This window comes from Nonomuraea muscovyensis, from assembly GCF_014207745.1.
Taxonomy (GTDB): domain Bacteria; phylum Actinomycetota; class Actinomycetes; order Streptosporangiales; family Streptosporangiaceae; genus Nonomuraea; species Nonomuraea muscovyensis.
Window position 1 is genome coordinate 710,664 of sequence record NZ_JACHJB010000004.1, and the last position, 25,649, is coordinate 736,312.

20 protein-coding genes are annotated in these 25,649 nt (G+C 73.1%); 11 read left to right on the forward strand and 9 right to left on the reverse strand.

The features are described 5' to 3' along the window. The first annotated feature begins 356 nt into the window (after positions 1-356). Positions 357-1,550 (forward strand): AI-2E family transporter, encoded by a 1,194-nt coding sequence (locus tag FHU36_RS41055; protein ID WP_312892189.1) that lies wholly within the window; start codon positions 357-359, stop codon positions 1,548-1,550. Positions 1,551-1,601: 51 nt separating this feature from the next. Here the strand turns inward: FHU36_RS41055 and FHU36_RS41060 are convergent, their stop codons facing one another. Both FHU36_RS41060 and FHU36_RS41065 read right to left on the reverse strand, forming a co-directional pair. Continuing rightward, positions 1,602-2,282: a helix-turn-helix domain-containing protein gene (locus FHU36_RS41060; protein WP_185089485.1), complete on the reverse strand. Its 681-nt coding sequence runs from the start codon at positions 2,280-2,282 to the stop codon at positions 1,602-1,604. A 311-nt stretch (positions 2,283-2,593) separates the two neighbouring features. After that, the gene (locus tag FHU36_RS41065) at positions 2,594-3,445 is read right to left on the reverse strand and encodes a prenyltransferase/squalene oxidase repeat-containing protein (protein WP_185089486.1); all 852 of its coding nucleotides are present in this window, start codon (positions 3,443-3,445) and stop codon (positions 2,594-2,596) included. A 267-nt stretch (positions 3,446-3,712) separates the two neighbouring features. On the opposite strand from FHU36_RS41065, the gene erm reads away from it, so the two are divergent. Beyond that, positions 3,713-4,537, forward strand: coding sequence for an ErmE/ErmH/ErmO/ErmR family 23S rRNA (adenine(2058)-N(6))-methyltransferase (gene erm / locus FHU36_RS41070; RefSeq protein WP_185089487.1), 825 nt, complete (start codon positions 3,713-3,715; stop codon positions 4,535-4,537). Here the strand turns inward: erm and FHU36_RS41075 are convergent. Further along, positions 4,526-5,917 carry a hypothetical protein gene (locus tag FHU36_RS41075; RefSeq protein WP_185089488.1) on the reverse strand — a complete coding sequence of 464 codons (1,392 nt, stop codon included), beginning with the start codon at positions 5,915-5,917 and terminating at the stop codon, positions 4,526-4,528. The two genes, erm and FHU36_RS41075, sit on opposite strands and share 12 nt — an antisense overlap. 236 nt (positions 5,918-6,153) lie before the next feature. On the opposite strand from FHU36_RS41075, the gene FHU36_RS41080 reads away from it, so the two are divergent. Next, positions 6,154-7,635 carry a molybdopterin-dependent oxidoreductase gene (locus FHU36_RS41080; RefSeq protein ID WP_185089489.1) on the forward strand — a complete coding sequence of 494 codons (1,482 nt, stop codon included), beginning with the start codon at positions 6,154-6,156 and terminating at the stop codon, positions 7,633-7,635. 3 nt (positions 7,636-7,638) lie between these two features. Here FHU36_RS41080 and FHU36_RS41085 read toward each other — a convergent pair whose 3' ends face one another. The 4 genes from FHU36_RS41085 to FHU36_RS41100 form a co-directional block, all read right to left on the reverse strand. After that, positions 7,639-9,285, reverse strand: coding sequence for a carbohydrate binding domain-containing protein (locus FHU36_RS41085; RefSeq protein WP_185089490.1), 1,647 nt, complete (start codon positions 9,283-9,285; stop codon positions 7,639-7,641). 68 nt (positions 9,286-9,353) lie between these two features. Then, the gene (locus FHU36_RS41090; RefSeq protein ID WP_185089491.1) at positions 9,354-10,778 is read right to left on the reverse strand and encodes a carbohydrate-binding protein; all 1,425 of its coding nucleotides are present in this window, start codon (positions 10,776-10,778) and stop codon (positions 9,354-9,356) included. Positions 10,779-11,043: 265 nt separating this feature from the next. After that, positions 11,044-12,873 (reverse strand): M14 family metallopeptidase, encoded by a 1,830-nt coding sequence (locus FHU36_RS41095; RefSeq protein ID WP_185089492.1) that lies wholly within the window; start codon positions 12,871-12,873, stop codon positions 11,044-11,046. 102 nt (positions 12,874-12,975) lie between these two features. Then, positions 12,976-14,037, reverse strand: coding sequence for a glycoside hydrolase family 5 protein (locus FHU36_RS41100; protein ID WP_312892190.1), 1,062 nt, complete (start codon positions 14,035-14,037; stop codon positions 12,976-12,978). Between the two features lie 177 nt (positions 14,038-14,214). Here FHU36_RS41100 and leuE point away from each other — a divergent pair, with 177 nt between their 5' ends. Then, on the forward strand, positions 14,215-14,886 hold the full coding sequence (leuE, locus tag FHU36_RS41105; protein ID WP_185089493.1) for a leucine efflux protein LeuE: 672 nt from the start codon (positions 14,215-14,217) through the stop codon (positions 14,884-14,886). A 221-nt stretch (positions 14,887-15,107) separates the two neighbouring features. Next, the gene (locus tag FHU36_RS41110) at positions 15,108-15,737 is read left to right on the forward strand and encodes a VC0807 family protein (RefSeq protein ID WP_185089494.1); all 630 of its coding nucleotides are present in this window, start codon (positions 15,108-15,110) and stop codon (positions 15,735-15,737) included. Here the strand turns inward: FHU36_RS41110 and FHU36_RS41115 are convergent. Both FHU36_RS41115 and FHU36_RS41120 read right to left on the reverse strand, forming a co-directional pair. Further along, entirely contained in the window at positions 15,645-16,673 is a 1,029-nt protein-coding gene (locus FHU36_RS41115) for a hypothetical protein (RefSeq protein ID WP_185089495.1), read from the reverse strand. The genes FHU36_RS41110 and FHU36_RS41115 overlap by 93 nt on opposite strands. An 86-nt stretch (positions 16,674-16,759) precedes the next feature. Further along, complete coding sequence (locus tag FHU36_RS41120; protein ID WP_312892191.1) at positions 16,760-17,911, reverse strand: sensor histidine kinase; 1,152 nt, start codon at positions 17,909-17,911, stop codon at positions 16,760-16,762. Positions 17,912-18,312: 401 nt separating this feature from the next. Here FHU36_RS41120 and FHU36_RS41125 point away from each other — a divergent pair, with 401 nt between their 5' ends. The 6 genes from FHU36_RS41125 (at position 18,313) to FHU36_RS41150 (ending at position 25,630) form a co-directional block, all read left to right on the forward strand. Further along, positions 18,313-18,930 carry a DedA family protein gene (locus tag FHU36_RS41125; protein WP_185089496.1) on the forward strand — a complete coding sequence of 206 codons (618 nt, stop codon included), beginning with the start codon at positions 18,313-18,315 and terminating at the stop codon, positions 18,928-18,930. 36 nt (positions 18,931-18,966) lie between these two features. After that, on the forward strand, positions 18,967-19,770 hold the full coding sequence (locus FHU36_RS41130) for a DMT family transporter (protein WP_221497309.1): 804 nt from the start codon (positions 18,967-18,969) through the stop codon (positions 19,768-19,770). A gap of 121 nt (positions 19,771-19,891) precedes the next feature. Further along, complete coding sequence (locus FHU36_RS41135) at positions 19,892-21,115, forward strand: glycosyltransferase (RefSeq protein ID WP_185089497.1); 1,224 nt, start codon at positions 19,892-19,894, stop codon at positions 21,113-21,115. Continuing rightward, positions 21,112-21,813 carry a DUF998 domain-containing protein gene (locus tag FHU36_RS41140; RefSeq protein ID WP_185089498.1) on the forward strand — a complete coding sequence of 234 codons (702 nt, stop codon included), beginning with the start codon at positions 21,112-21,114 and terminating at the stop codon, positions 21,811-21,813. The genes FHU36_RS41135 and FHU36_RS41140 overlap by 4 nt, the downstream gene beginning before the upstream one ends. A 45-nt stretch (positions 21,814-21,858) precedes the next feature. Next, a complete protein-coding gene (locus tag FHU36_RS41145; RefSeq protein WP_185089499.1) occupies positions 21,859-22,632 on the forward strand; it encodes an isocitrate lyase/PEP mutase family protein in 774 nt (257 codons plus the stop codon). Positions 22,633-22,642: 10 nt separating this feature from the next. Next, positions 22,643-25,630, forward strand: a complete 2,988-nt coding sequence (locus FHU36_RS41150) for an AfsR/SARP family transcriptional regulator (protein WP_185089500.1) — start codon at positions 22,643-22,645, stop codon at positions 25,628-25,630. Positions 25,631-25,649 lie beyond the last annotated feature (19 nt).

Below are 25,649 nucleotides of genomic sequence, written 5' to 3' on the forward strand. Positions count from 1 at the left end.
CTTCCAGGTCCTCGCTCGGAGGCGTTCATTTCGTTTTCCGTGCCCTTATCTTTTCAGCCCCCCAAGTTCGTGTCAAATTGACTCGAACCCGACCGACTTCCAAGAATCGAACACCACCCCGTCTCCAGGGCAACCCTCTTAACCTACCCAAGCTTTCGACTGATGTCAAAGCCGCTCGTTCACAGGCGTGAGCCCGTGCACGGGATCGGATCAGGAGGTGGCCCCCGAGTGAGTCCGGCGGTCACCGCCGTCCTCGTGGGACTGGTGAACTCTATGCAGCACTCCCGCAACCGTCAAATCAACCGGATTCCCCGGCGGCACCGGTGTTCCCTGCGCTGTCAGGGTAGGAACAGGACGTGCGCGATCAACCCGTACCCAGAGCGGTCATCGTCCTGATGGGGATCGCCGGCGCGGTGGTCGCCCTGTTCGGGATGCGTGAGGTGGCGTCCATCCTGGGCCCCGTCTTCCTGGCGCTGGTGCTGGTCATCGCGGTCGCACCCGTGCGCGGCTGGCTGGACGGCCGGGGGGCGCCCGCCTGGCTGCAGGTGGCGGTGCCGTTCCTCATCGTCGTGCTGGTGCTGCTCGGCATGGTGGCGGTGCTGACGTTCTCGGCCACGCAGCTCGCCTACCTCCTCCCGACGTACGCCGAGCAGTTCCAGCGGTTGCTGGCCGACGCCCAGAGCTACGCCGGCTCGCTCGGCATCGGCAGCGAGCAGATCAACCAGGCGATCCAGGCCATCGACGTCGGGCGAGTGGTGGGCGTCGCGCAGAGCCTGCTGTCGAGCCTGGTGGGTGTGCTGTCCAGCCTCTTCCTCGTCGTGGTGCTGCTGCTGGCGATGTGCCTCGACGCCCCGGTGACCGGCCGGATCCTGGCAGGCCGGCTCGACAGCAAGGCGGGGATGGTGACGGCGCTGACCACGTTCGCCCACAAGACCCGTCGCTACCTGATCGTCTCGACGGTCTTCGGGCTGATCTGCTCGGCGCTGGACGTGGCGGCGCTGTCGTTCCTCGGGGTGCCGCTCCCCGTGCTGTGGGGCGTGCTGGCGTTGATCACCAACTACATCCCGAACGTCGGCTTCGTGCTCGGTCTCATCCCCCCGGCGCTGCTCGCCCTCCTCGACGGCGGGGTCAAGCAGATGCTGCTCGTCATCGGCGCGTACTGCGTCATCAACGTGGTGGTGCAGTCGTTCATCCTGCCGAAGTTCCTCGGTGACGCGGTGGGGCTGTCGACGACGATGACGTTCCTGTCGCTGCTGGTCTGGACCTTCGTGCTGGGGCCGTTGGGGGCGATCCTGGCGATCCCGCTGAGCCTGTTCGCCCGGGCGGTGCTGGTGGACAGCGATCCGAGCGCGACATGGACGGCGGCACTGATCTCCGGGACGCAGGCCGCTCCGGAGGCCGCGCCCTCCACCGGCGATGCGAAACAGCCCGCCGAGCCGCCACCGGCACCGGCGTCCGCTCCCGAGCACGCGTCCCCTGACCCGGCGTCATCCGGGCAGGCGAACGACCGGTCCGCCGGCGACGAGTCGTCGGCGGAGCCGCGACGCTGAGCAGCCACCCCCGAGGCCCGCACTGACCCCCGCGCCGAACCCCGCAGGCCGTCAGCCGGCCAGGTGCCGGAGTGACACACCGCTCAGCCGCTTGACGTCGTGGGACAGGTGGGCCTGGTCGGTGTAGCCGGCCCTGGCCGCCACCTCGGCGAACGGGACACCCGAGCGGGCCAGCCGCAGGGCCCGCTGGAAGCGGACGATGCGCTGCAGGGTCTTGGGCGGGTAGCCGAAACCGGCCACGGCCCTGCGGTGGAGCTGGCGCTCGCTGTAGCCGAGGTCTCGGGCGACCTCCCGCACCGTGCGACCCGCACGCAGGGCCGCGACCAGGGCCGTCGTGGTCCGGTCGACCGGCGTCGTCTCGCGCAGCCGGCCGATGACCGCCTCGCGGACGGCCGCGAGCCGGTCGCCGGGCTCGGACTCGGTCAGCTGCCGCATGACGTCGAGGCTCGCCAGCGGGACGCGCTGGTCACGCAGCCAGTCGAGCGGCACGCCGAACACCTCGCCCACGGCCCCCGGCTTGAACCGGATGCCGGTGAACGCGTCGCCGGGACGCATGGGCGTGGGAACGGGGCCCGTGTCGGGACCGGCGACGAAGAGGCCGCCGGGGCCCCAGATCAGGTCGACGCAGCCGTCGGGCACCACGAGCAGGGTGCCGCCGACGTCGCTCACACTCGACCACTCGCAGGCGATGCGGTCGGCGAACGCCGGCGCGGGTGGCCGTTCCTCGTACATGCCTCCACGCTAGGCGACGCCACCGACAGAATCGCGGGCAGGCGATGGCGGTGGGGCGGCGGTGGGCGGTGGACAGGCGCGGCCGTGCGTGCGTGGCCGCGCTGATGCCGGGCGCCGCAGGTGCCGGGCCGCCGTTGCCGACAGCTGGCGCCGCGCCGCCGGGGACGGGCCCGGGTGGGGAGGGGCCTGGGTGGGGACGGGCCGGGTGGGGACGGGCCCGGGTGGGGACGGGCCGGGTGGGGACGGGCCGGGTGGGGACGGGCCCGGGTGGGGACGGGCCGGGCGGGGGCGGGCCGGGCGGGGAGGGAAGGTCAGAGGCGGCCGTAGGCGCGCAGGGTCTGCAGGCGCGCGACCGTGAGGTGGCCGCCCCACTCGTGTTCCACCAGCGGCGTCCACATCGGCCAGTTGGGGGCCCAGCCTCCCTCCGGGGTCTGGGCGGCCACCACCGCGTCGAGGTGGGTGTCGAGCGTCGCCGCGTCGAACAGCGGCAGCCGCAACGGCTCCGGGGCGAAGTCCAGGGGGAAGTGCGCGTCCCCGGAGGCGGCCGGGTCGAAGGTGACGTTGGCCAGGACGGCGTCGCGGAGCCGGGCGAACTCCGCCTCGGCCCGCGCCCGGTCGGGCACGTGTTCCAGGAACGGGATGACGGCGCGGGCGTGGTACGGCGTGGTCTCCTCGACGAGGGCGATCCGCGACCAGCAGAAGTCGGTGGCGGGCCCGAGCCACGCGTGCTCGACGCCGTGCTTGTGGAGCAGCGCCACGAGGGTGGCGGTCGGGACGAGGTCGCCCGGCGGGTCGTCGGAGGCGGGCTCCCACCAGACCGCGTGCGCGGTGCCGCGGACGCTGGGCAGCACGAACGGCACCCCGCCGTCCTTGGCCGTCACGGAGAGCAGGTAGTCGCAGGCGGCCGGCACCATCGGGTCGTCGAAGGCGTCGAGGGAGTCCAGGACGTGGAAAGCCACCTCGACCGGCTCAGGCTGGCTGCCGGCGCCGCGCAGGTCCGGTTCGAGGGCGTGGCCGAAGCCGCCGTCGGGGTTCTGGTAGCAGCGCAGCGCGTCCAGCGCCCGCTGCCGCGACCCGTCCGCGAACAGGGCGGCGAAGGTCAGCCTGTCGATCAGGCGGCCGTGCAGTTCGAGATATGCGGCCGCCCGGGTGAGGATGTCCATGCCGCTGACGCTAGCGGGCAGCCGGGGCGCGTTCTTGTAGGAATCGGACGCCCCTACGGGGAGAAGGCCGGCGGTAAATGCGTTGCCGTCCGGCGCGGGCACTGCCTAACCTGGCCGGCATGCCAGGTATCTCCTTCATGCGTCTGCGTCACAGCCGGGCTCTGGCCCGCTAGCGGACGCGTTCTCCAGACTTCTCCACGCGGCCGCGGGCGCGCCCAGGGCCCTCCGAGACCCCTTTGATCTCGAGGACCCGAAAGGGCTGCAGCTGTGGCGAAAGACTTCGCGCACGGAAATCATTCACACAAGCAGAACAAGGCCGTCAGGAGCGGCGGCGGTCGCACGCCCGCGGATCGGGCGAGGCGCACGCTGTCGCAGAACTTCCTGGTGGACAGGAACGCCCTGGAGCTGGTGGTCAAGGCCGCCGCCCCCGAAGGGCTCGTGCTGGAGCCCGGCTCCGGCGAGGGCGTGCTGACCCGAGCCCTGGCGGAGGCCGGGGCTCGGGTCGTCGGTTACGAGATAGATCCGCGGCTGGCCGGCCGGCTCGCCGCGCGGACCCGCGACGATCCCCGGATCGACGTGGTCAGGGGCGACTTCGCGGCCGCCCAGCCACCGCGTGAGCCGTTCGCGGTCGTCGGCAACATCCCCTACTCGGCCACGTCCAGGATCGTGGACTGGTGCCTCGGTGCGCCGGCCCTCACCTCGGCGACGCTGCTCACGCAGCTCGAGTACGCCCGCAAGCGGTCGGGCGACTACGGGCGCTGGAGCCTGGTGACGGTGCGGTCGTGGCCGTGGTTCCGCTGGCGGCTGGGCGACCGGGTCGGCCGGCACAGTTTCCGGCCGGTGCCGTCGGTCGACTCGGCGATCCTGCGGATCGACCGGCGCCCGGAGCCCTTGGTGCACGCCGGGCGCGCCTATCGGGAGCTGGTCGAGCTGGGGTTCGGCGGGGTGGGCGGCACGCTGCGCGCCTCGCTGCGGACCAGGTACGACGGTGTGGACGCGGCGTTGGCCGCCGCGGGGATCCCCCGCGACGCCGTGGTGGCGTTCGTCCACCCCGACCAGTGGGTGGTGTTGGGGGAACGGCTATGCCGCTGACGTGACGCGCGGCCTGCCCGTCACGTCGGCGGCCAGGCCGTCCAGCGGGCCCGTCGCGACGCGGCGGGCCCACGGCATGGCGAGGGCGAGGATCGGCAGCAGCACGATCGACGCCCGCGACCAGTAGGAGTGCAGCTCCCACCAGGTGTTGACGTCGAACTGGGTCATGTAGAGGTAGCCGTAGGCCGCCCAGAACGACACCCCGATGATCGCCGGCCAGGCGAAGCGGGTCGGCCGGGCGATGAGGAACGGCATGAACCACAGCAGGTACTGGGCGCCGAGCCGTGGTGTGACGACCATGAAGGCGAGCAGGATGGCCGTGGTCATGTCGATCGGGTCGGCCCGCCGCCACGCCCAGATGCAGCCCAGCACGCAGGCGTAGATGAGGTAGGTGCCGAGTTTGGCCGCCCAGGGGATCAGCGCCCAGTCGCCGCCGGTGAGGTGCGGGGTCCAGCCCCATTCGCCGACGATCGGCCGGATGTCGCGGATGGTGTCGATGACCTCGGGGATCTGGCTGAACGAGGTGCCCGCGAAGACGGGGAGCGTGACCAGGAAGAACAGCGGCACGGCGCCGGTGGCGAACAGGGCGGCGATCCGGGCCCGCAGGTTGGGCAGGAGCAGCAGCATGCCGGGGACGAGCCAGATGGGCCAGCTCTTGGCGCTGAGCGCGAGGCCCATCAGCAGGCCGGCCAGGGCGGCGCGCTTGAGGTGGGCGCGGTCGTCGGGGCCGGGGCGCAGCGCCCGGGCGAGCATGCCGCCGGGGCCGGCGATCCGCTGGAGCGAGGCGCGCCAGCCGTAGGCGGTCATGCCGTGCCGCACCCGGGCGACGACGTCGGTCGTCATGCCGGCGCGCTGCGGCGAGCCGGGGCCGCGCGCGACGACGAAGGCCGCCACGCCGAAGACGAGGGCCACGGGTTCGACCTGGCCGTGGATGGAGGCGACGAGGAGGGCGAGCGGGCTGAGCGCGTACTGCAGGGCGCGCAGCGTGGCCCTCGGTCCTCCGGCCAGCTTGGCGACCAGCGGGATCAGCGCGATGTCGGCGACCACGGTGACGAGGCGGCCGGCGTACTCCCACGGCAGGCCGGTCCACAGCAGGATCCCGTACACGTAGGGGATCATCGGCAGGAAGTGCCAGCCGCCCTCGCTGGCCAGCACCGGGTCCTGGCCGTTGAGGATGGCCACGCCCGCCGGTTTGAAGCTCTCGACGTAGTCGACCGGTTGCCAGGCGTCGTCCGCCGCGGTGAACAGCAGCAGGACACGGACGACCACCCCCACGAGCACCGCGACGAGGAGGGATGGCCGCCAGTCGCGCCACTGGGCGACGAGGGCGAGCATGATTCCGGCGACGAGGACGATCCCCGTGAGAACTGCGTATTCCATGGCGGCATCTAGCCTGCCGTACTCCCCTGGGTCCTGCCACTTGACCTGACGTACCGCGTACGATTCTTATCCCCGACATGGCGGGTCGTACCGCGATAGACCATGACCGTCTGTGCTGAACTCTTTCCATGGGGGGATCGCAGGTCAACCAGGCACTGGTCAGACTCTACTTTGAGGTGAAAGACGGGCTTCGTGACCCGGTGGCGGCCTGGGCGAAACTCACAGGAAACTCTGAGGTGTACCGCCAGGCGCGCGGCGGGCGGCGGGTGCCGCTGGACGACGGCACGGCCGCGGAGCTGACCGCCGCCGCCCTCGTCCACACGGTCGCCGAGCACGGCGCCGGGCACGTGGCGGCGCTGTCCACCTCGTCGCTGGCCGGGGTGGTGGGCGGGCTGGGCGGCGCGGTGCTGACGGAGCAGCCGAGCGCTCCGGAGCAGATGCTGGGCCGGGGCTTTCGCGGACCGCAGGGCGACGACTGGGCCAGGGCCGCGCACGTGATGCTGTGGGGCGAGAACAACCGGCTGGCCCGCTCCCCCGAGACGCCGTGGGTGATCGCCGGGCGGTACAAGGGGCAGAAGGTGGTGGCCATCGGGCCGCACCCGACGAGGCTGTCCGACGAGACGCTGGTGGTCCGGCCGGGCACCGACGGGGCGCTGGCGATGGCGATGGGGCACGTGCTGCTGAAGGAGTTCTATCTCGACCGGCCGGCGTTCGCCGCGCACGCGATGGAGCGCACGGACCTGCCGTTCCTGGTGCGCCTGCGGGAGCGCGGGGGCGCGTTCGTGGCGGGCGGCGGGCTGGGCGAGCCGGCGGACGGGTTGAGCGTGTACGGCGGTGAGGCGGTGGAGGTGCTGCTGCCGCGCTTCGACGACGGGCCGGGGGTGCTGCGGCGCGGGGTGCCGGTGGTGCGGGACGGCGAGCAGCTCGCGACGACGGTGTTCGACCTGCTGCTGGCGGTGTACGGGGTGGCCCGCGCGGGGCTGCCGGGCTCCTGGCCGGACGGCTACGACGATCGGTCCGAGCCGTACACGCCGGCCTGGCAGGAGGCGTTCACGGGGGTGCCGGCGGCGCGCACGGTGAAGATCGCGCGGGAGCTGGGGACGACGGCCGGGCGGACCGGCGGGCGGTGCGTGATCGTGCCGGGCCGGCTGGAGACGTCGCACTCCGACACGGCCTACCGGGCCATGCTGGCGCTGCTGGTGCTGGCCGGTTGTGGCGACGGGTGGGTGCGGCAGGGGCCGGTGAACGGGGTGCCGCTGGTGCCGTACCTGTGCCTGCACGCCTGCGGTGAGGACGGGACGAACGTCGGCAGGTGGTGCTGGCCGCTCGCGGACGGGGTGCTGAGCGGGCGCTCAGCGCGCTCGGTGCTGCTGGACGCGGTCGGCGAGGGGCTGCCGATGGCGCCCTCGCCGAGGGTGCTGGCGATCCCGCGGCCGATCTACCCGCTGCCCCCGGACGTGGAGCTGCTGATCGGTCCGGACGACCGGTGCGATCTGGCGCCGCCGGACGCGCGGCTGGTGGCGGACGCGGTGGCCAAGCTGGCGGTGGACCGGGCCGCACCCGTCCCGGTCGAGGCGGAGCCGCCTCGGGCCGGGGGGCGGATGCGGCTGCTGCTGGACCATCCGTGGATGCACGAGTACGGGGAGGCGCTGCCGACGTATCGGCCGCCGGGGCCGGGCCTGCCGGTGAAGCCGACCCAGCTCATCCCGACGACGTGAGCCTCACCCGGTGAACCCCTTGAAGATGCCGGTGAACTCGTAGGGGGACTGGGCGACGCCGCTGCACGTCGGTGAGAGCGTGCCGCCGGGGCAGCCGCCGTTGTCGCGGCCGGTGGACCAGAAGCCGACGAAGCCGATGTGCTGGGCGTTGGCCCAGTCGCGCAGCTTGCGGGCGTCGGCCTGGGTCGTGGTCATGCCGGTGTCGTTGCGGCCGATCATCGGGGTGACTCCGAGCATCCTCCTGAGCTGGGCGTCGGATTTGGCGGGCCAGACGGTCCGCATCTGGTTCAGGGTCGCCTGGGCCGCCGCGATCATGGCCTCGCCCCAGTTTCCGGTGTATCCGAAGTTCATGAGCATCGGGTTGACGACGACGTCGAGGCCGCGGGCCGCGGCGTCCTGGAGGATCTGCAGGGAGAACGGGTCCACGCCGTAGTCCTGGCCCTGCACCCGCAGGGTGTAGCTGACGACGGTGCCGCGTTCGGCCTGGAGCTGCTTGAGCGCGGTGTTGACCTTGGCGATGTCGATGGACGCCTCGACGTCGACGTCGAGGTGGTCGGTGCCGACGGTGTCGAGCACCTTCTTGTACGCGGCGAGCAGCGCGGCGCTGCTCGCGCAGGTGTGCTCCAGGTAGGGGCCCATGGCGCCGCCGCTGGCGACGACGACCTGGCCGCCCTGGGCCTGCAGGGCCTTGACGTCGCCGATGATGCGGGAGTCGGCGAGCGGGATGGTGCCGCCCCAGGCGGGGTTGCAGCCGGTGCTGTCGCCGAGGACGAAGGCCAGGGTGTAGTTCTTCACGCCCGTGGCGGCCGCGGCGCCGGTCAGCGAGGGGCTCGGCATGGTGATGTCGATGTACGGGGCGTACCTGATCTCGCCGGTGGGCGGCGGGGTGGTGTCGCCGGCGGTCCGGCCCTGGGCTGGTGGGCTGTAGGCGGAGCAGTTGCCGGCGGCGTCGCAGGCGCGCACGCGGAAGCCGTAGGCGGTGTCCGGGGTCAGGCCGGTGGCGGTGTGGGTGGTGCCGGTGACGGCGACCGGGGCGGCGTCGTCGCGGGAGACCTCGTAGCGGGTGACGGCGGTGTCGTCGGTGGAGGCGGCCCAGGTGACGGTGAGGCTCGTGCCGGTGGGGTTGCCGGCCGACACGTTCGCGGGGACGGTCGGGGGCCGGGTGTCGGGGGCGCCGCCGGGGCCGTCGAGCACGACGTCGTCGGCCAGGTAGGCGGGCTGGCCGTACCAGCCGTTGACGTGGACGGTGACCTGGCGGGTGCCGGCGGGGGTGGTGAAGGAGGTGGTGAGCCGGGTCCACTGGGCGCCGGGGGTGGCCCACGTGCTGGCATCGACTCCGGTGCCGGTGGCGCCGAGGAAGACGTGGCCGCCGCGCACCCAGGCGGAGAGCTGGTAGGTGGTGCCGGGCTGGACGGTCAGGGTCTGCGCGCAGCGGGCGAGGTCGTTGCCGGCCGGCGTGGCCTGGAGCGCCCGGGCGCCGCCGTGCACGGGTGAGGTCACGGTGGTGGCCTGGCCGGTGCAGGTCCAGGCGTCGAGGCCGGTTTCGAAGCCGGGGTTGGCCAGGATGTTCGCGGCGGAGGCGGGGGCGGCGTGGAGGGCGGTGAGGCCCAAGGCGATCGCGGCCGCCGCCGCGAGTCCTCGTAGCTTCATGGGGGGTGTCCTTTCGCGGCGGGGCGGGCCACCGGTGCGGTCGGCGGCCCGCCCCGTCGGGGAGGGGGTCAGAAGCCCGCGGTGATGCGGGTGAACTCCCACTCGCTCTGGGAGATGCCGCTGCAGTTGGAGACGACGCCGCCGCCGGGGCAGGGGCGGTCGCGGTTGACGGCCCAGTAGGCCAGCCTGGTCAGGCCCTTGCTCCTGGCCCAGTCGCGGATCTGTGTCCAGGTGGCGGGGGTGGTGAGTTCCTGCTGGTCGGACAGGCCGTTCATGCCGGAGATGCCCATCTTCGCGTACGCCTGGGCGTCGCTCCAGCCGAAGGCGTTCTTCAGCGCGTTCTTCAGGCCCTCGGAGGCGTTGACGGTGTCCTGGTAGATGTTGGAGCTGCCGAAGTCGAACGGCATGATCGTGTAGTTGTCGATCGGGACGCCGAGCGCCTTCGACTGGTTGATCAGGCGGATGCCGTGCGCGTTGGGGCCGGTCCTGGTGGTGCCGAAGGTGACGACCACCTTCACGCCGGGGTTGTTCTGCTTGACGATCTTGAGGCCGTTGAGGATGCGGTCCTGGACGGTGTAGTTCTCGAACTCGTCGGTGTTCTCGATGTCGAAGTCGACCACCGCGGGACCGACGGCGTTGATGACCTGCTGGACGGCGCCGGCGAAGGCCTGCGGGGTGGAGCAGTTGGGGCCGAGCTTGTTGCCCTGCCAGCCGCCGAAGGAGATCTGCACGTTGCCGCCGGCGGCCTTGATGGCCGAGATGGCCTGGGCGTCGGCGCCGCCGGTCAGCGGGCGCTGGCCGTCCCAGGCGGGGGTGCAGCCGCCGCTCGACAGGATGAAGGCCATGGTGAACGACTTGACGCCGGTGGCGTTCATGACCGTGGCGGGGGCGGGCGGGTTGCCCCAGCCCATGTAGAGGTAGGGGGCGCCGGCCATCTTGCCGCCTCCGCCGGTGCAGCCGTTGGTGGTGCCGGTCGCGGAGGCGCTGGCCGGCGACTCACCGGCGGAGTTGTAGGCCTTGACCGTGTAGGTGTGCGTGGTGCAGGTGCCCAGCGAGCCGATCGTCGCCGAGGTGCCGCCGACCGTGGCGCGGACCGTGGATCCCTCGTAGACGCGGTAGCCGGTGACGGTGCCGGTCGAGGCGCCCCATGACAGGCTGATCGAGGTGTTGGTGGTGCCGGTGACGTTGGGGGCGCCGGGGGCGGAGGGCGCTCCCGGGTCGCCGCCGCCGCTGACCGCCTTCCACAGGGCGGGCACGTTGGGCGGTTCCCAGCCGGTCAGGGAGGTGTGCGACTGGATGCACTCGTAGTCCTGGCCGTTGTAGGTGACGCGGGTGCCGGCGGTGTAGGCGGTGTTGGGCTGCCACTGCGGGGCGGCGACCGTCACGGCGCCGTGCGCGGCGGCGGGGGCGGTGGTGGCCAGTCCGGTGACGAGCACGGTGGCGAACATGGCGAGGGCGGCCAGTAAGGCGAGAAACAGGCGACGGGGTCTCATGGCGTTCCCTGGGGTCTGGGGGGTCGGCTGTGCTCAAGGGCTGTGCTCAAGGGGTGTGCTCAAGGGGTGTGCCGTACGGCTCGCGCCGGGGGGTGAGAGCGCGAAGCCGTACGGCACGGTCACGCCGCGGCTTCTTATAGGAAAGTTTCCTAAGAGTTGTCGCGATCGTAGCCTTGACAGCCGGCCCTTACAAGACCCAAAGAAACGGGAATGTCACCTGCCGTCGGCGCCCCGCCGGCGAGGCGGGGCGCCCTGGTGCCGGCTGTCAGGGTGTGCGGGTGATGCGGACGTCGTCGATGCCCGCCTCCACCAGGGAGGCGCCGGACGCGTCCGCCGCGTCGACGACGATGCGGACCGTCTGGCCCGCGTGGGCGGAGATGTTCGCCGTGGTGACGGCCCAGGCGCCGTTGCGGTTGGTGGCCGCGCCGGCCTGCTGGAGCACGGTCGTCGTGGTGCCGCCGACGACCCTGACCCGCAGGTAGTCGGCGCTGGAGGAGTTGGAGCCGTGCGCGAGGTAGGCGGACAGGGACAGGGACAGGGTGCCGCCGGCGGGCAGCGTGATCGGCGGCGACTGGATCGAGGTGACGCCGCCGTCGATGTCGTGGACACCGGCCGAGGCCCCGGCGAGGCGGCCGGTCACCAGGTCGTTGCTGCCGCTGACCGTGGTGCCGAGCTGCTTGGCCCCCGACGAGGTGGTGGCCTCGGGGTCGCCGCGCTCCCATTGCCCGGCGGTGGCGGTGTCGGTGCCGCCCGGGTTCGCGGTCCAGCCGGTGTCGGACTCGAAGGTGTCGGAGTAGACGGTCTCGGGCGGGTTGCCGGTGCCGCAGTACTGCGCCTCCTTGCCGATGATCCGATAGACGCAGTCGGCGTACTCCAGGAAGCGGAGCACCGCCTCCCGGTTGCGGGTGGTCTGCGGGACGATCTGCTCGTCCGGCGGGTAGAAGCCGGGGCTGGCGCCCCTCGGGTACATCTCGAAGGTGAAGCTGAAGATCTTGTGCGCGCCCCACAGCCAGTCGTCGATGGTGCCGTCGGTGATGTAGAGGTCGCTGGCCTGCTCGGGGGTGTAGTCGTTGGTGCCGGCCATGTTCTGGCCCAGGACGGCGTGCGCGTCGCGGTCGTCCTGGGTCAGTCCGGGCGCGGTGTCGTTGTAGGTGTAGCCGTACGGCCACAGGATCAGCTCGCTGTAGGTGTGCCAGTCGATGTGCGCCCTGAGCTGCTGGACGCCGCCGACGACGCGGCCGCGCACCCAGTCGGCCACGGCCTTGACCTCGGGCGCCGACTCCGCGGAGGCGCCTCGGTAGGTGTCACTGGAGGGCGAGCCCGAGGAGCCGCCGCAGCAGCCCCACTGGTAGGCCCAGTTGCGGTTCATGTCGGTGCCGACGGCCGAGGAGCCGCTGTTCGGCTGGCGGTTCTTGCGCCACGAACGGTAGGAGCCGGTCGCGATGTCGTACTCGCCGCCGTCCGGGTTCAGGTCCGGCATGATCCAGATCTCCCTGGTGTTCACCAGGTCGGTGATCCGGGCGTCGGTGCCGTAGTTGTCGGCGAGCAGGTGCATGATGTACAGCGCCATCTCGACCGTGAGGTGCTCGCGGGCGTGCTGGTGGGCGGTGAAGAGCACCTCCGGCTCGGCCTCGTCGGTGCCGACGTTGTCGCTGATCTTGACGCCGACGAGTTGCCGGCCCTCGTGCGAGGTGCCGTAGACGAACTTGCTGGCGATGTTCGGCCGGGCGGCGACGAGCGCGTTGATGTTCGCGTTCATCTCCGCGTAGTTGTGGTAGCCGGAGTCCGACGGCGGGAAGTCAGCGATCCCGGCACCGGACGGGAGTAACGGGCGCGGCACCTCCGCGACCCGGTAGCCGAGCTTCGCGATCGCGGCGACCTCGGCTTCCGTGGCGGTGACGAGGACCGAGTCCTTCGTCACCTCGTCGATCGCCGCGCCGGTCGCGGCCACCGCGCTGCGCTGCTTGGCGTCGGCCGGCCCCTGAACGCGGTACTGCCTGTTCGGCGGCGGCTCGGCAGCGGCTCCCGCGCCGGTCGCGCCGGTCAGGCAGACCAGTCCCAGGACGGCCAGCAGGATGACTAATCGGCGTTTCACCAGGTCCTCCTCAGGCGCGCGAGTCGGGGGTTTGACACGCGCCTGAACCGAGAGTGAAGACGAAGCGTGCCGCGGTGAAGGCCCAAATCCGCGGGCCGGGGCTCAGAAGTCGTCGGGGGTGCGGATCCGGTCGCGGACCCAGACGCCGGCCGGCTTGAGCCGGGAGGTGCCGGCGAACGGCCCGCCGGGGCAGGTGCCGGTGGTGAAGACGGCGCCGGAGCGGTGGTCGTCGGAGAAGTTCCAGTTGACCCAGCTGATCTTCTTCTGGGCCATGAGGTCGAGGTACTGCTGCGACCGGGCGAAGTTGTTCGCGCCGTCGCCGGAGGCGGTCTGGGTGCCGAACTCCGTCACGAACACGGGGATGCGGTCGGCGGCCCGGCGCAGGGTGTCGAGATACGGGCCGTCGTGCGTGGCCGCGTAGAAGTGGAAGGTGTACATGATGTTGGCGGCGTTGACCGGGTTGTTGACGACCTCGCTCTCGGTGGCGCCGTCGGACACGCCCAGCGACGACCAGGCGCGGGTGCCCACGAGGACGGGGGCGTCGGGGTCGTGCTGCCTGATGGTCGGGATGATCTGGTGGGCGTAGTTCCTGATCGCCGACCAGGAGACGCCGTTGGGCTCGTTGGCGATCTCGTAGAGGACGTTGTTCTTGCCGTTGTGCCGCCGGGCGATCTCGGTGAAGAACGTCCTGGCCCGCGACAGGTTGACGTTGGGGTCGCCGGGGGTGAGCATGTGCCAGTCGACGATCGCGTACATGCCGCGGGCGGTGGCCTGCTCGATCAGGTTGTGCACCCGGTCGGTGAACAGGCGCGGGTTCGTCTCGTAGCCGCCTTCCTGGATGTACATGGAGATGCGCAGGACGTCGGCGCGCCAGTCGTTCGCCAGGGCGTCCAGGGAAGCCGTGTTGAGGCACTGGTGGTACCACTGCAGGCCGTGCGAGCTCATGCCGCGGAGCTGGATCTGCTTGCCGTTCTGGTTGCACAGCCGCAGGCCGCAGACGCGGAGCTGACCGTTGGCCTGGACGGGCGTGACGGCCTGCTGGACGGCCTGTTCCTGGGCGGCCGGCTCCTGGACCGGCTGCGGGGTGGCGGCCTGGGCGAGGGGTGTGTGCAGGCAGGCGGCGGCGAACGCGGCCGCGGCGGCGAGGGGGGCGAGTCGGGGCACGGGGGCGTCTCCTCGTTTATTAGGAAACTTAACTAACGAGCAAGCGTGAGCGTAGGCGGATGTCTGCCTACGGACAAGACCCAAATCTGACTCACTCCGTCAAACCGCGGGGGTTTGCGCCGGCGGCCCCGCCGCGAGATAACGTGACATGTCGCCATCTGTGTGGGGAGGTAGGGCGTGTTCTTCGGGATCACCGACATCTGGACGTACGTCGTCGGGGCGTTCTTCATCATCCTGCTGCCCGGCCCCAACTCCCTGTACGTCCTGAGCCTGGCCGCGCGGCAGGGGGTCCGGCAGGGCTACCGGGCGGCGGCCGGCGTGTTCGTGGGCGACACGGTGCTGATGGCGCTGGCCGCCGCGGGCGCCGCCTCGCTGCTGCGCTCCAACCCGGTGCTGTTCACGATCGTGAAGTACGCGGGGGCCGGCTATCTGGCGTGGATCGGGTTCCAGATGATCCGGGGCGCCTTTCGGGCCTGGCGCAGCGCGTCCGCCCCGTCGTCCGAGACCGATGGGCCGCAGCCGGACGCCGTGGGGACCCGCAGGTCCCGGCCGTTCGGCAAGGCGCTGACGATCAGCCTGCTCAACCCGAAGGCGATCCTGTTCTTCGTCTCGTTCTTCATCCAGTTCGTGGACCCGGGCTACGCCACGCCCGCGCTGTCGTTCCTCATCCTGGGCGCGATCATCCAGGTGTTCAGCTTCCTCTACCTGACGGCGCTGATCTTCGGCGGGACGTTCCTGGCCAGGCAGTTCAGGGCGCGCCGCCGGCTGAGCGCGGGTCTCACCTCGGGGGTGGGGGCTCTGTTCGTCGGGTTCGGCGCCAAGCTGGCCACCGCCTCCCTGGGCGGGTGACCCGGACACCACCCGGACGGGTGGTCCTGGGACCGGAACGTGGCAAAAGACGCAGTGGCATCCCGGGCGGGCGGGTACCGTAAGCCACCGGCGCGCCGCCCTCGGGGTGCGCCGGGGTAAGCACGGAGTAACCCCGACCCGGTCGCCCGGCAGGCCTGACCGCCCGAAACGCGGGTAGGCGCCGGGAGTCGACGGCCGTCCGGCCTATCTGCGGAGCAGCCTTGAACCATCCTGCGGTAACCCTGCCACGCCTCACCTCTCTCGCCCGCCAGGCGATCCCCCGGCTGCTCGAAGGAGTGGTGGCGCCGCTCGCGGTGTTCTACGCGGCCCTGGCGGTGCTGGGGTTGACCGGGGCGCTCATCGCGGCCGTCTCGTGGGTCTACCTCGGGGTGGCCTGGCGGCTGGTCAGAGGTGTCCGGGTGCCGGCCACGATGTTCCTGGCGGCGATCGCGGTGACGATCCGGGCGCTGGTGGGGTTCTGGACGGGGAGCTGGGTGGTCTACTTCATCCAGCCGGAGCTGGGCACGATCTGCATCAGCATGGCGTTCCTGGCGTCGGTGCGGCTGAACCGGCCGCTCGTGCAGAAGCTGACGCTCGACTACATCCATCTGCCGTCGGCGGTGCTCAAGCACGAGCGGATGCGCCGCTTCTTCGCGCGGATCACCCTGCTGTGGGCCTTCGTGCTGCTGGCGAACTCGACGGTGAGCATCTGGCTCGCGCTGCACGAGTCGCTGGGCACGTTCATGCTGCTGAGGACGTCAGCGGTGGCCGTGATCAGCGGGTGCGCGATCGCCTTCTCGATCCTCGCCTTCAAGCGGGTGCTGGGCCGCCTGCACGTGACGCCCGCCTGATCCGCCGGCGGCCGGGCGCGACCGTTCGGCCAGCAGGAACGCCCCGCACATCCCCATCACCAGGCCCGTCAGCGTCTCGAACAGCTGCACCACGCCGAGCACGCCGGGCGCGTTCCCGCCGAGCGGCCCGCCGGCCGCGGTGACGATCATCGCGTACAGGCCCCAGCCGAACATCGCGCCCGCGCCCAGCCACGCCACCACCAGCGGCTTCCAGAACGCCGTGCGGCCCGTGCCGGTGACCATGGCCACCAGGGCCGCGCCGGCGCCGATGGCGAGCAGGCCCTTGAGCCCGTCCTGGAACGCCGACGACGGCGAGTAGGCGTCGGCCATGCCGCCGGGCAGCCCGGCGGTGACGCCGAACGCCCAGGCGAGCCGGATGCCGCCGAGCAGCAGGGTCACCAGCAGCGCGCCCCTCGCGACCACGATCTGGAACGGCGTGGTGAGGGTGACGGGCCGGTCGGTCACGGCGGTGGTGAACACGTGCGGCCAGCGGTCGCGGGCGTAGAGCGCGAAGGAGACCATCAGCCCGACGCCCTGCGCCACGAACCCGCTGTACACCACCGCGAACACCCACGGCTGGATCGGCCCGGCGGCGGGCAGGACGTCCGCGCCCTCGACGAGCACGCTCAGCGGCGTCGTGGCCACCACGACGGACAGCAGGCCGGTGCCGACCCACAGGGGCAGCAGCACGAGCCAGGCGGGCAGGCGCATCCCCCACCGCATGATGAACCCCAGGGCCATGACCAGTCCCACGGCGTCCATGCCGAACGTCATCGCGTTGAGTGCGACCACGGTCGGGTCGGCCACGAACGCCTGATCGAGGCCCAGCGGATTGCCGGCCATCCAGAGGATCTTGAGCGTGAGGTAGGGCAACATGGCGGCGATCGCCACGATCGCGGCGGTGACGCGGCCGATGGACGGTGTCGTGCGAGTCATGCCTCCACGCTCGTCCGCGGGGCGCCGCGATCCCTCCCGCCCGGAGGGGAACCTCCTCCCCCGTGCAGGGGAGCTTCGGCGAACTCTCAGGGGAGCTCGACGGCCAGCTCGTAGCCGTCGCCGCTGGGGCCGGCGGTCATCGTGCCGCCCGCCAGCCGTACGCGCTCGTCCAGGCCGGTGAGGCCGAGGCCGCCCGGCACGGCTGCCGGGCGGGAGCGGGGCGGGCCGTTGCGCACGACCACCCGGCGCGGCGAGAGCAGGACGGTGACGGGCGCGCCGGGCGCGTGCTTGGCCGCGTTCGTCAGGCCCTCCTGCACCACCGCCCGCGCCAGCGCGGGCGCCGGTACGGAGGGGTCCCGGCGCAGCGTGACCGGCATGCCGGACGCGCGGGCCCGCTCGACGAGGGCGGCCACGTCCTCCCCGACGGGGGCCAGCGGCGGCCCGGCGTCCGCGTCGGCGCCGGCCTCGTCGTCATCGCGGAGCAGGCCGATGATCTGGCGCAGCCGCTCGGTGGCCTCGGCCGCCGCCACCCTGAGCTCCCCCGCCGCCCTGACCTGCGCCGGGTCGAGGCCCGGCGCCATCTCCAGCCCGGCCGCGCGGACGGCGATGAGGGCCAGGTCGTGGCCGAGGGAGTCGTGCATGTCCCGGGCGATCCTGGCCCGCTCGCGCAGCCTCGCGCGGGCCGCCGCCGACAGCCTGGCCTGCTCGCGCTGCTGCAGCAACCGGCGTCGCAGCAGCCCCAGCAGGTACGGCACCGCGTACACGGCCAGCAGCCCCGTGGTCACGGTGATCCACAGGCCGAGGCCGGCGCCCCGCGCCACCACGAGTCCCGCGCCGATGACGACGAGCAGCGCGAACGCCGCCAGCGCCGGGCCGGTGCCCCTCATCCGCCGGCCGGCGAGGTAGGCGTACCAGACGACGAACAACGTCACCGGCTGGAACGGGATGATCTTCACGTGGGGAAGGTGCTCCGGCCAGACGAGTGTGGACGTGGCGAGCCCCATGTCGAACCGCCACGGCCCGAACGGCAGCAGCAGCAGCACCGCGGCGAGCGGCCACGGCCGGCCGGCCAGCACGGCCGCCCCGGCGAGCGCGACCAGCGGCCCGGTCCGCACGGCGAACCCCGTGGCGTCGGTGACCGGGTCGGCCCCCATGGCGGCGATCACGGCCGACAGCAGGAGCCACAGCAGGAGGTCACGGGTCCACTGGGCGCGGGTCCGGCGGCGCAGGTGCTTCACGGGGCGACGCTACCCCGCCCGCCGGAGGGCGCGGTCCTGCCGGAGGTAAGGCCGTGGCCCTGACGAAAGTGAGGTCACGGGCGTGCCGGTGGGGTGAGGCCCCGTGGCGTGGTGGGGCTACCCCTACCGCGAAGTCGGATACGTGCACTCCTGTCTCGTGAGCCGCCGGCCGGTTGGATCGAGGTGTGGTCATCGGCGGTCGCGGTCCGGCCCCGACGAAAGTCGGGGGTGGTGCGTGCCGATCGTCCGATGTGCCGTGGCCTGCGGAGTTCCTACCGTCCAGGGGTACGGGCCCTGACCCCTCTCGGGGCAGGGCCCGCGTTCGACCCGGGGTTTCCCCGATGTCCAACGTCACCTCCCGCCGTCAGGCTTCGGGGTGTCCCAACGATCGGAGTACACGTATGTCGCACGCCATCCTCGACCTGGTGCACCAGGCGATGTCGTCACCCTGGTTATACGTGGCGATCCTCGCGCTGGCGGTGCTCGACGGGTTCTTCCCGATCGTGCCCGCGGAGACGTCGGTCATCACCGCGGGGGTGTTCGCCGCGTCCGGCGACACGAACCTGGCCCTGGTGATCCTGGTCGCCGCGATCGGCGCGTTCGCCGGAGACCACATCTCGTACCTGATCGGCAACAAGTCGGGGGCCCGGCTGCGGGACCGCAAGGCGTTCGTGTGGGCCCACGGGGCGCTGGCCGAGCGGGGTGGGCTGGTCCTCGTGGTGGCCCGGTACATCCCCGGCGGGCGGACGGCGACCACCCTGACCATGGGCGCGGTGCGCTACCCGCTGCGCTCGTTCACGTTCTTCGACGCGATCGCCGCCTCCTCGTGGGCCGTGTACTCCGGGCTCATCGGCTTCTTCGGCGGGATGGCGTTCGAGAACGACCCCGTCAAGGGGCTGCTGCTCGGCCTCGGCATCGCGCTGTCCATCACCGGGATCGTCGAGCTCGTGCGCTGGGTCAGGAAGCGGCGCGCCACCCAGGCTTCCGCCGAACGACAGCCGGTGGACATGTCCGTTTGACCCTGCCCGGTGACCATCCCTGTGAGAGGAGACGGCATGAGTGTGCTGGCCGCGGTCGTGGCGCTGGTCGGTTCGCTGTTCTTCGCGCTCGGCGCCGCTCTGCAGCAGTTCGAGGCGGTGGGCGCGGCCCGGCCCGGCCTGCTCGCGCTGCTGCGCAGGCCGCGCTGGCTGATCGGCGGAGCGTCCATCCTGGTGGGCGGCGGCCTGCACATCGTCGCCCTCGGGCTCGGGCCGCTGACCGTCGTGCAGCCCATGGGCGTGGCCAGTCTCCTGTTCGCGCTGCCGATCGCGGCCACGCTGCACGGCCGCCGGCCGTCCCGCCGGGAGCTGGCCGCCGCGGCCGTGGTGGCGATGGGACTCGTCGGGCTGGTGCTGCTGGTGCCGGAGTCCGGCGGGCCGACCCGGCTGGCGCCCACCGGGGTGCTGACGCTGCTGGGCGTCTCCGGGGTGGCGGCGGTGCTGCTGTGGGCGGGCTCGCGGATGGCGTCGCCGGCGGGCCGGGCCGCGCTGCTCGCGACCAGCTCCGGCGTGCTCTACGGGGCCACCGCCACGCTCGTCCGGGTGCTGGTGGACGGCGCCTGGGACTGGTGGTACCTGCTGGCGCTGCCGGTGCCCGCCCTGCTCGCGCTGATGATGCTGCAGCGGGCGTACGCCGTCGGCCACTTCGGCGTGTCGTTCGCCGCCCTGCAGATCGCCGACCCGCTCACGGCGGTGGCGTTCGGCGCGCTGCTGCTCGGCGAGCCGCTGCCCACGGGCGTCGTGCCGATCGCCGCGGCGGCGCTGACGGCGGCCGGGACCGTCGCCCTGGCCCGGACCTCCCCGCTGGAGGCCCGCCACTGACCACGGACCACCAGTCGTCCCCGTCCCCGTCCCTGTCCCCGTCCCTGTCCCTGTCCCTGTCCTAGAGCGTGCCGGCCCTCCCCACGCCGGTCCGCGACCACCCGCGAAACGGAGTCTCCCCATGGCCGTACCGCTGCACCGCATCAGTACCAGCACCGTCACCGACGCCGCCCTCGCCCCCGTGGCGGCGCGGCCACGCCGCGTCCTGATCTCCACCGACACCTACCCGCCGGACGTGAACGGCGCCGCCTACTTCACCCACCGCCTGGCCACCGGCCTGGCCGAGCGCGGCAACGACGTGCACGTCGTCTGCCAGTCGGACACCGGGCCGGCCACCGCCGACGTGGTGGACGGCGTGGTGGTGCACCGGCTGCGCTCCGCCCCGATCCTGGTCCACCCGACCATGCGGGTGACCGTGCCGACCCGGCTGGACCGGCTGGTGGCCGCCATCGACCCGGACGTGCTGCACACGCAGGGACACTTCGTCGTCGGCCGGGCCGCCATCGCCGCCGCCCGCCGCCGCGGGGTGCCCGTCGTCGCCACCAACCACTTCATGCCCGACAACCTCTTCCAGTTCGGCCACATCCCGGAGCGGCTGCGGGCCGGGGCCGGCCGGATGGCCTGGCGGGACTTCGCGCGGATCTACGACCGCGCCGACCGGATCACCACGCCGACCCCGCTGGCCGCCAAGCTGCTGAGCGATCAGGGGTTCGGCCGCGAGGTGGAGCCGGTGTCCTGCGGCATCGACCTGGCGCGGTTCCGCCCGCACGCGGAGCCGAAGGCGTGGGCGCGCAGGCTGTTCGGCCTGCCCGACCGGCCCACCATCCTGTTCGTCGGCCGCCTGGACGAGGAGAAGCACCTGACGGAGCTCGTCCGCGCCCTGCCGTACGTCCTGAACACCACCGACGCGCAGGTCGCGCTGGTCGGCCAGGGCAACCAGCGGGCCGAGCTGGAGCGGCTGGCCGGGCGCATCGGCGTGGCCGAGCGGGTGTCGTTCCTCGGGTTCGTGCCCGACGAGGAGATGCCGCAGACGTTCGCCGCGGCCGACGTGTTCGCCATGCCGGGCGTCGCCGAGTTGCAGAGCATCGCCACGCTGGAGGCGATGGCCAGCGGCCTGCCCGTGGTGGCGGCCGACGCGATGGCGCTGCCGCACCTGGTGGACGGCAACGGCTACCTCTTCGCGCCGGGCGACGTGATGGGCCTGGCCGGGCATCTGACCGCCATCCTGACGGACGACGCGCTGCGCGCCCGTCTCGGCCGGGTCAGCCGCGAGCTGGCGCTGACGCACGACCACCAGACCTCCCTCGCCCGTTTCGAGCAGATCTACGACGAGGTGACGCGATGACGGAGCACGCCGCGGTGCCGCCGCGCGGAATGGTCGCCGGTCCGGTCGCCGGTGTGCTGGTGACGGTCGCCGCGCTCGGCTACGCGCAGGTGGCGCTGCCCGAGCAGCCGCTGCTCAGCGACTACGCGCTGGTGCCCGGCGGGATGCTGCCGGTGATGATCGGCATGCTGGCGCTCGCGGGGGCGTGCCTGTGGCTGGCGTACGGGCTGACGGTCCGCGAGCCCGCCCGCACCGCCGCGACCCGGGTGCTGCTGGTGGCCACCGCGGCGGGTCTGGCGCTGTGCGCCATCTTCCCCACCGATCCCGGCCTCTCGCAGATCAGCACCCTGGAAGGGGAGGTCCACCGGTGGGCCGCCGCGGTCGTCTTCACCGCGCTGCCCCTGGCGGGATGGACGCTGGCCAGGCGGAACACGTCCCTGCCGTGGGGCAACGCGGTCCGGGCGCTGAGCGTGACGTCGGCGCTGGCGCTGGGCGGTTTCCTCATCACGCATCCGGCGTCGTTCACCTCGTCGCCGATCAACGGCGCCGCCTACTACGGCCTGCTCGAACGCGGCGTGGTGCTGGCCGAGATCGCCCTGCTGACCGCCATGGCGCTGGCGTCCGCCGGTGGGCGCAGGCACCCCGCGGCGCTGGAGCCCCCCGCCTCTTCCGGGCCCGCCGCCGAGGCCGGCGCGCGGCCGGAGCGGCTCGCCGCCTGACATGCTTCGCCGCCCGTCGAAACGATCCGCGCCTAGCGTGGTGTCATGACCGGCTCTCCGCTCCCCCGCGCCGTGACCTTCCGCGACCTGCACCGTCCCGGTGACCCGCTGCTGCTGCCCAACGCCTGGGACTACGGCTCCGCCGCGCTGCTGGCCGCCCACGGGTTCCCCGCGATCGGCACCACCAGCCTCGGCGTGGCCGCCGTGTACGGCAGGCCCGACGCCGCCGGCGCCACCCGGGCCGAGACCATCGAGCTGGCCGCGGCCATGCGCGACCTGGGCGTCCTCGTCACCGTCGACATCGAGGGCGGGTTCAGCGACGACCCCGCCGAGGTGTCCGACCTCGTCGCGGCCCTCGCCGCGCTGGACGTCGCGGGCGTCAACCTGGAGGACGGCCGCCCCGACGGCACCCTGCGACCCATCGGGCTGCAGCAGCGGATCATCGCGGCCGCGCTCGGCCACGGCGTGTTCGTCAACGCGCGGACCGACACCTGCTGGCTGCGCACCGGTGACACGCTGGAGCGGGTGCGCGCCTACGGGCACGCCGACGGCGTGTTCGTCCCCGGCCTGACCGGCCTGCGCGAGATCGAGGCGGTGGTCGCGAGCACCCCGCTGCCGCTCAACGTACTGCACCAGCCGGACGGACCGGCCATGGGCCGGCTCGCCGCCGTGGGCGTGGCCAGGGTCAGCACCGGGTCGCTGCCCTACCGGGCCGCGCTGCGCGGAGCGCTGGCAGCCGTGCTGGCCGTACGGGGCGAGGGAGCCCCCGTGCCGCTGCCCACGTACGGACAGATCGCTGATTTGCTGCCGAAAGCCTGATAATCGGGGTATGCGCTTCGAGATCCTTGGCCCGACGAGGGTCGTGGGCGAGGACGGGAAGCCGGTCCCCCTCGGCGGCCCCCGGATGCGGGGTCTCCTCACGCTGCTGGCGCTCGACGTGGGCCGCGTCGTCCGGTCCGACGTGCTCGTCGACGGCCTGTACGGCGAGCAGCCGCCCGAGGGCGTGGCCAACGCGCTTCAGGCGCAGGTGTCGCGGCTGCGCAGGGCGCTGGGCCGCGACCGGGTCGAGTTCCACCCGGCCGGCTACCGGCTGGCCGCGGACGCCGCCGACGTGGACGCCCACCGGTTCGAGCGGCTGGCCGCCGAGGGCGGGCACGCGCTGCGCGCGGGCGACGCCCGCCTGGCCGCGACACTGCTGCGGGAGGCGCTGGCGATGTGGCGCGGCACGGCGCTGGCCGACGCCCCGTTCGCGGCGGCCGCGGCGGCGGGGCTGGAGGAGCGGCGGCTGGCGGCCACGGAGGACCGGGTCCAGGCCGACCTGGAGCTGGGCCGCCATCGCGAGCTGGTGGCCGAGCTGCGGCAGCTCACCGCGGCCCACCCGCTGCGCGAGCGGTTGCGGGTCCAGCTGATGCGCGCCCTGTACGGCAGCGGCCGGCAGGCGGAGGCGCTCAGCGCGTACGAGGAGGCCCGGCGGGCGCTCGACGAGGAACTGGGCCTGGCCCCCGGCCCCGAACTGGCGGCAGCCCACCTCGCCGTGCTGCGCGGCGACCCGGCCCTGGGCACCGCCGCCCCCGACGTCCCCGCCCGCGAGCCGGAGGGTGGGCGGCCGCGGCGCCGGACGGGGGTGCGGGCCCAGCTCACCAGCTTCGTGGGTCGCGACGAGGAGTTGGAGCAGGTGGCCGCCCACCTGCGGCGGGCACGGCTCGTCACGCTCATCGGCGCCGGCGGCTCGGGCAAGACCCGGCTGGCCCTGGAGGCGGCCGGGCGCTACGCCGGTGACGTCTGCTTCGTGCAGCTCGGGCCCGTCGCGGGCAGCGGGGGTGACGCAGGCGGCGGGGGTGACGTGCCGGGCGCCGTGCTGGCGGGGCTCGGCATCCGTGAGAGCCTGCTCGCCGGCCCCGAACGGCTCGCGCTCGATCCGGCCGCCCGGCTGGTGACCGCGCTCGCCGAGCGCGACCTGCTGCTGGTGCTCGACAACTGCGAGCACGTCGTGGCGTCCGCCGCCGAGCTGGCCGACCTGCTGCTGGCCGCCTGCCCGCGGCTGCGGGTGCTGGTGACCAGCCGCGAGGCGCTCGGCATCACCGGCGAGCGGCTGCTGCCGGTGGCGCCGCTGCGGATGCCCCCGGCCGACGCGCCGAACCCGCTCGACTACCCGGCCGTGCGGCTGTTCGCCGACCGGGCGGCGGCGGTGCGGCCGGGATTCGCCGTCGATGAGGACACCGCGGCGCAGGTGGTGGCCGTCTGCCGGGCACTCGACGGGCTGCCGCTGGCCATCGAGCTGGCCGCGGCCCGGCTGCGCACGCTGACGGTGGCCGAGGTGGCGGCGCGGCTGGACGACCGGTTCCGGCTGCTGGCCAAGGGCAGCCGCACGGCGCTCCCCCGGCACCAGACGCTGCGCGCGGTCGTCGCGTGGAGCTGGGACCTGCTCGACGAGGACGAGCAGCGGCTGGCCAGGCGGCTCACCGTGTTCGCCGACGGCGCCACGCCAGGCGCGGCGGAGCGGGTGTGCGGGCTGCCGGAGGAGGTGCTGTTCGCGCTGGCGGACAAGTCGCTGGTGGAGGTGGCCGGCGGCCGTTACCGGATGCTGGAGACGATCAGGGCGTTCTGCGCCGAGCGGCTGGCCGAGGCGGGCGAGAGCGAGGCGCTGCGCGAGGCGCACGCCGCCTACTACCTCGACCTGGCGATGACCGCCGACCCGCACCTGCGACGGGCGGAACAACTGGAGTGGCTGGCCCTCCTCGACGAGGAGGACGACGACCTCGACGCGGCCCTGCGATGGGCGGCCGAGACGGGCCGGACCGAGCTGGGCATGCGGCTGCTCGCCCATGCCGCCTGCTACTGGTGGATGCGCGGCCACCGGGTGACGCGCGCAGCGCTGGCGCGGAGGCTGCTGGCGGGCTCGCCCGTCAACACGCCGGCCGGGCTGGAGGAGGAGTACGCGATCTGCGTGCTCGTCGCGGCCTGGGGCGGCGAGCCGAGCCCGGAGCTGCGAAACCGTCTGGCGGATCTGCAGCGGCGGCACCCGGTCGGGCACATGCTGGCGCGCCTGGAGTTCCTCTCGATGCTGCTGCCGATGTTCACGGGGCCGCCGGGTGACATCGAGGCGGTCCGGGCGTTGCAGGCCCAGGTCGCCGGCACGCTGCCCGCCTGGCCCGACGCGCTCAGCCAGGCCGGCGTCGCGTTCGTGCTGCAGGGCATGGGCCGGTTCGAGGAGGCGAGGGCCGGGTTCGAGCAGGCGCTCGTCTCGTTCGGGAAGCTGGGTGAGCGCTGGGGCACCACACTGGCGCTGACGGGGCTGGGCACGCTGGCCTTCGACCAGGGCCGCTTCGCCGAGGCGTACGAGCTGGCCGGGCGGTCGTTCGCGGTGGCCGAGGAGCTGGGGTCGGTGCCCGACATGGCGGAGAGCCTGTGCAGCCGGGGCGACGCCCGTGCGCGCCTGGACGACCTCGCGGGGGCGGAGGCCGACTACCTGCTCGCCGCCGACCTGTCGCGCCGGGTGGGCCACGGCGAGACGATGGCGCTGGCGCATGCGGGGCTGGGCGAGGTGGCGATGCGGCGCGGCGACGCCGGCACGGCCCGCCGGCGTCTGGAGCAGGCGCTGGCGGAGTGCCCCGACGGCTGGTACAGCGCCGTGGACATCCGCCACCGCATCGTCGCCGACCTGCGCGCCCTGGCCGGCGGCCCCAAGGACGGCCGGGGTGACGGGCCGAGTGACGGACCGAGCGACGGACCGGATGACGGACCGAGCGACGGGCCGGATGACGGGCCGGCGGGCGCGGCCGATGCGGCGGCGGGCGGGACGGTCAGCGGGCGGTAGGCGGGCGGTCAGCGGCGTC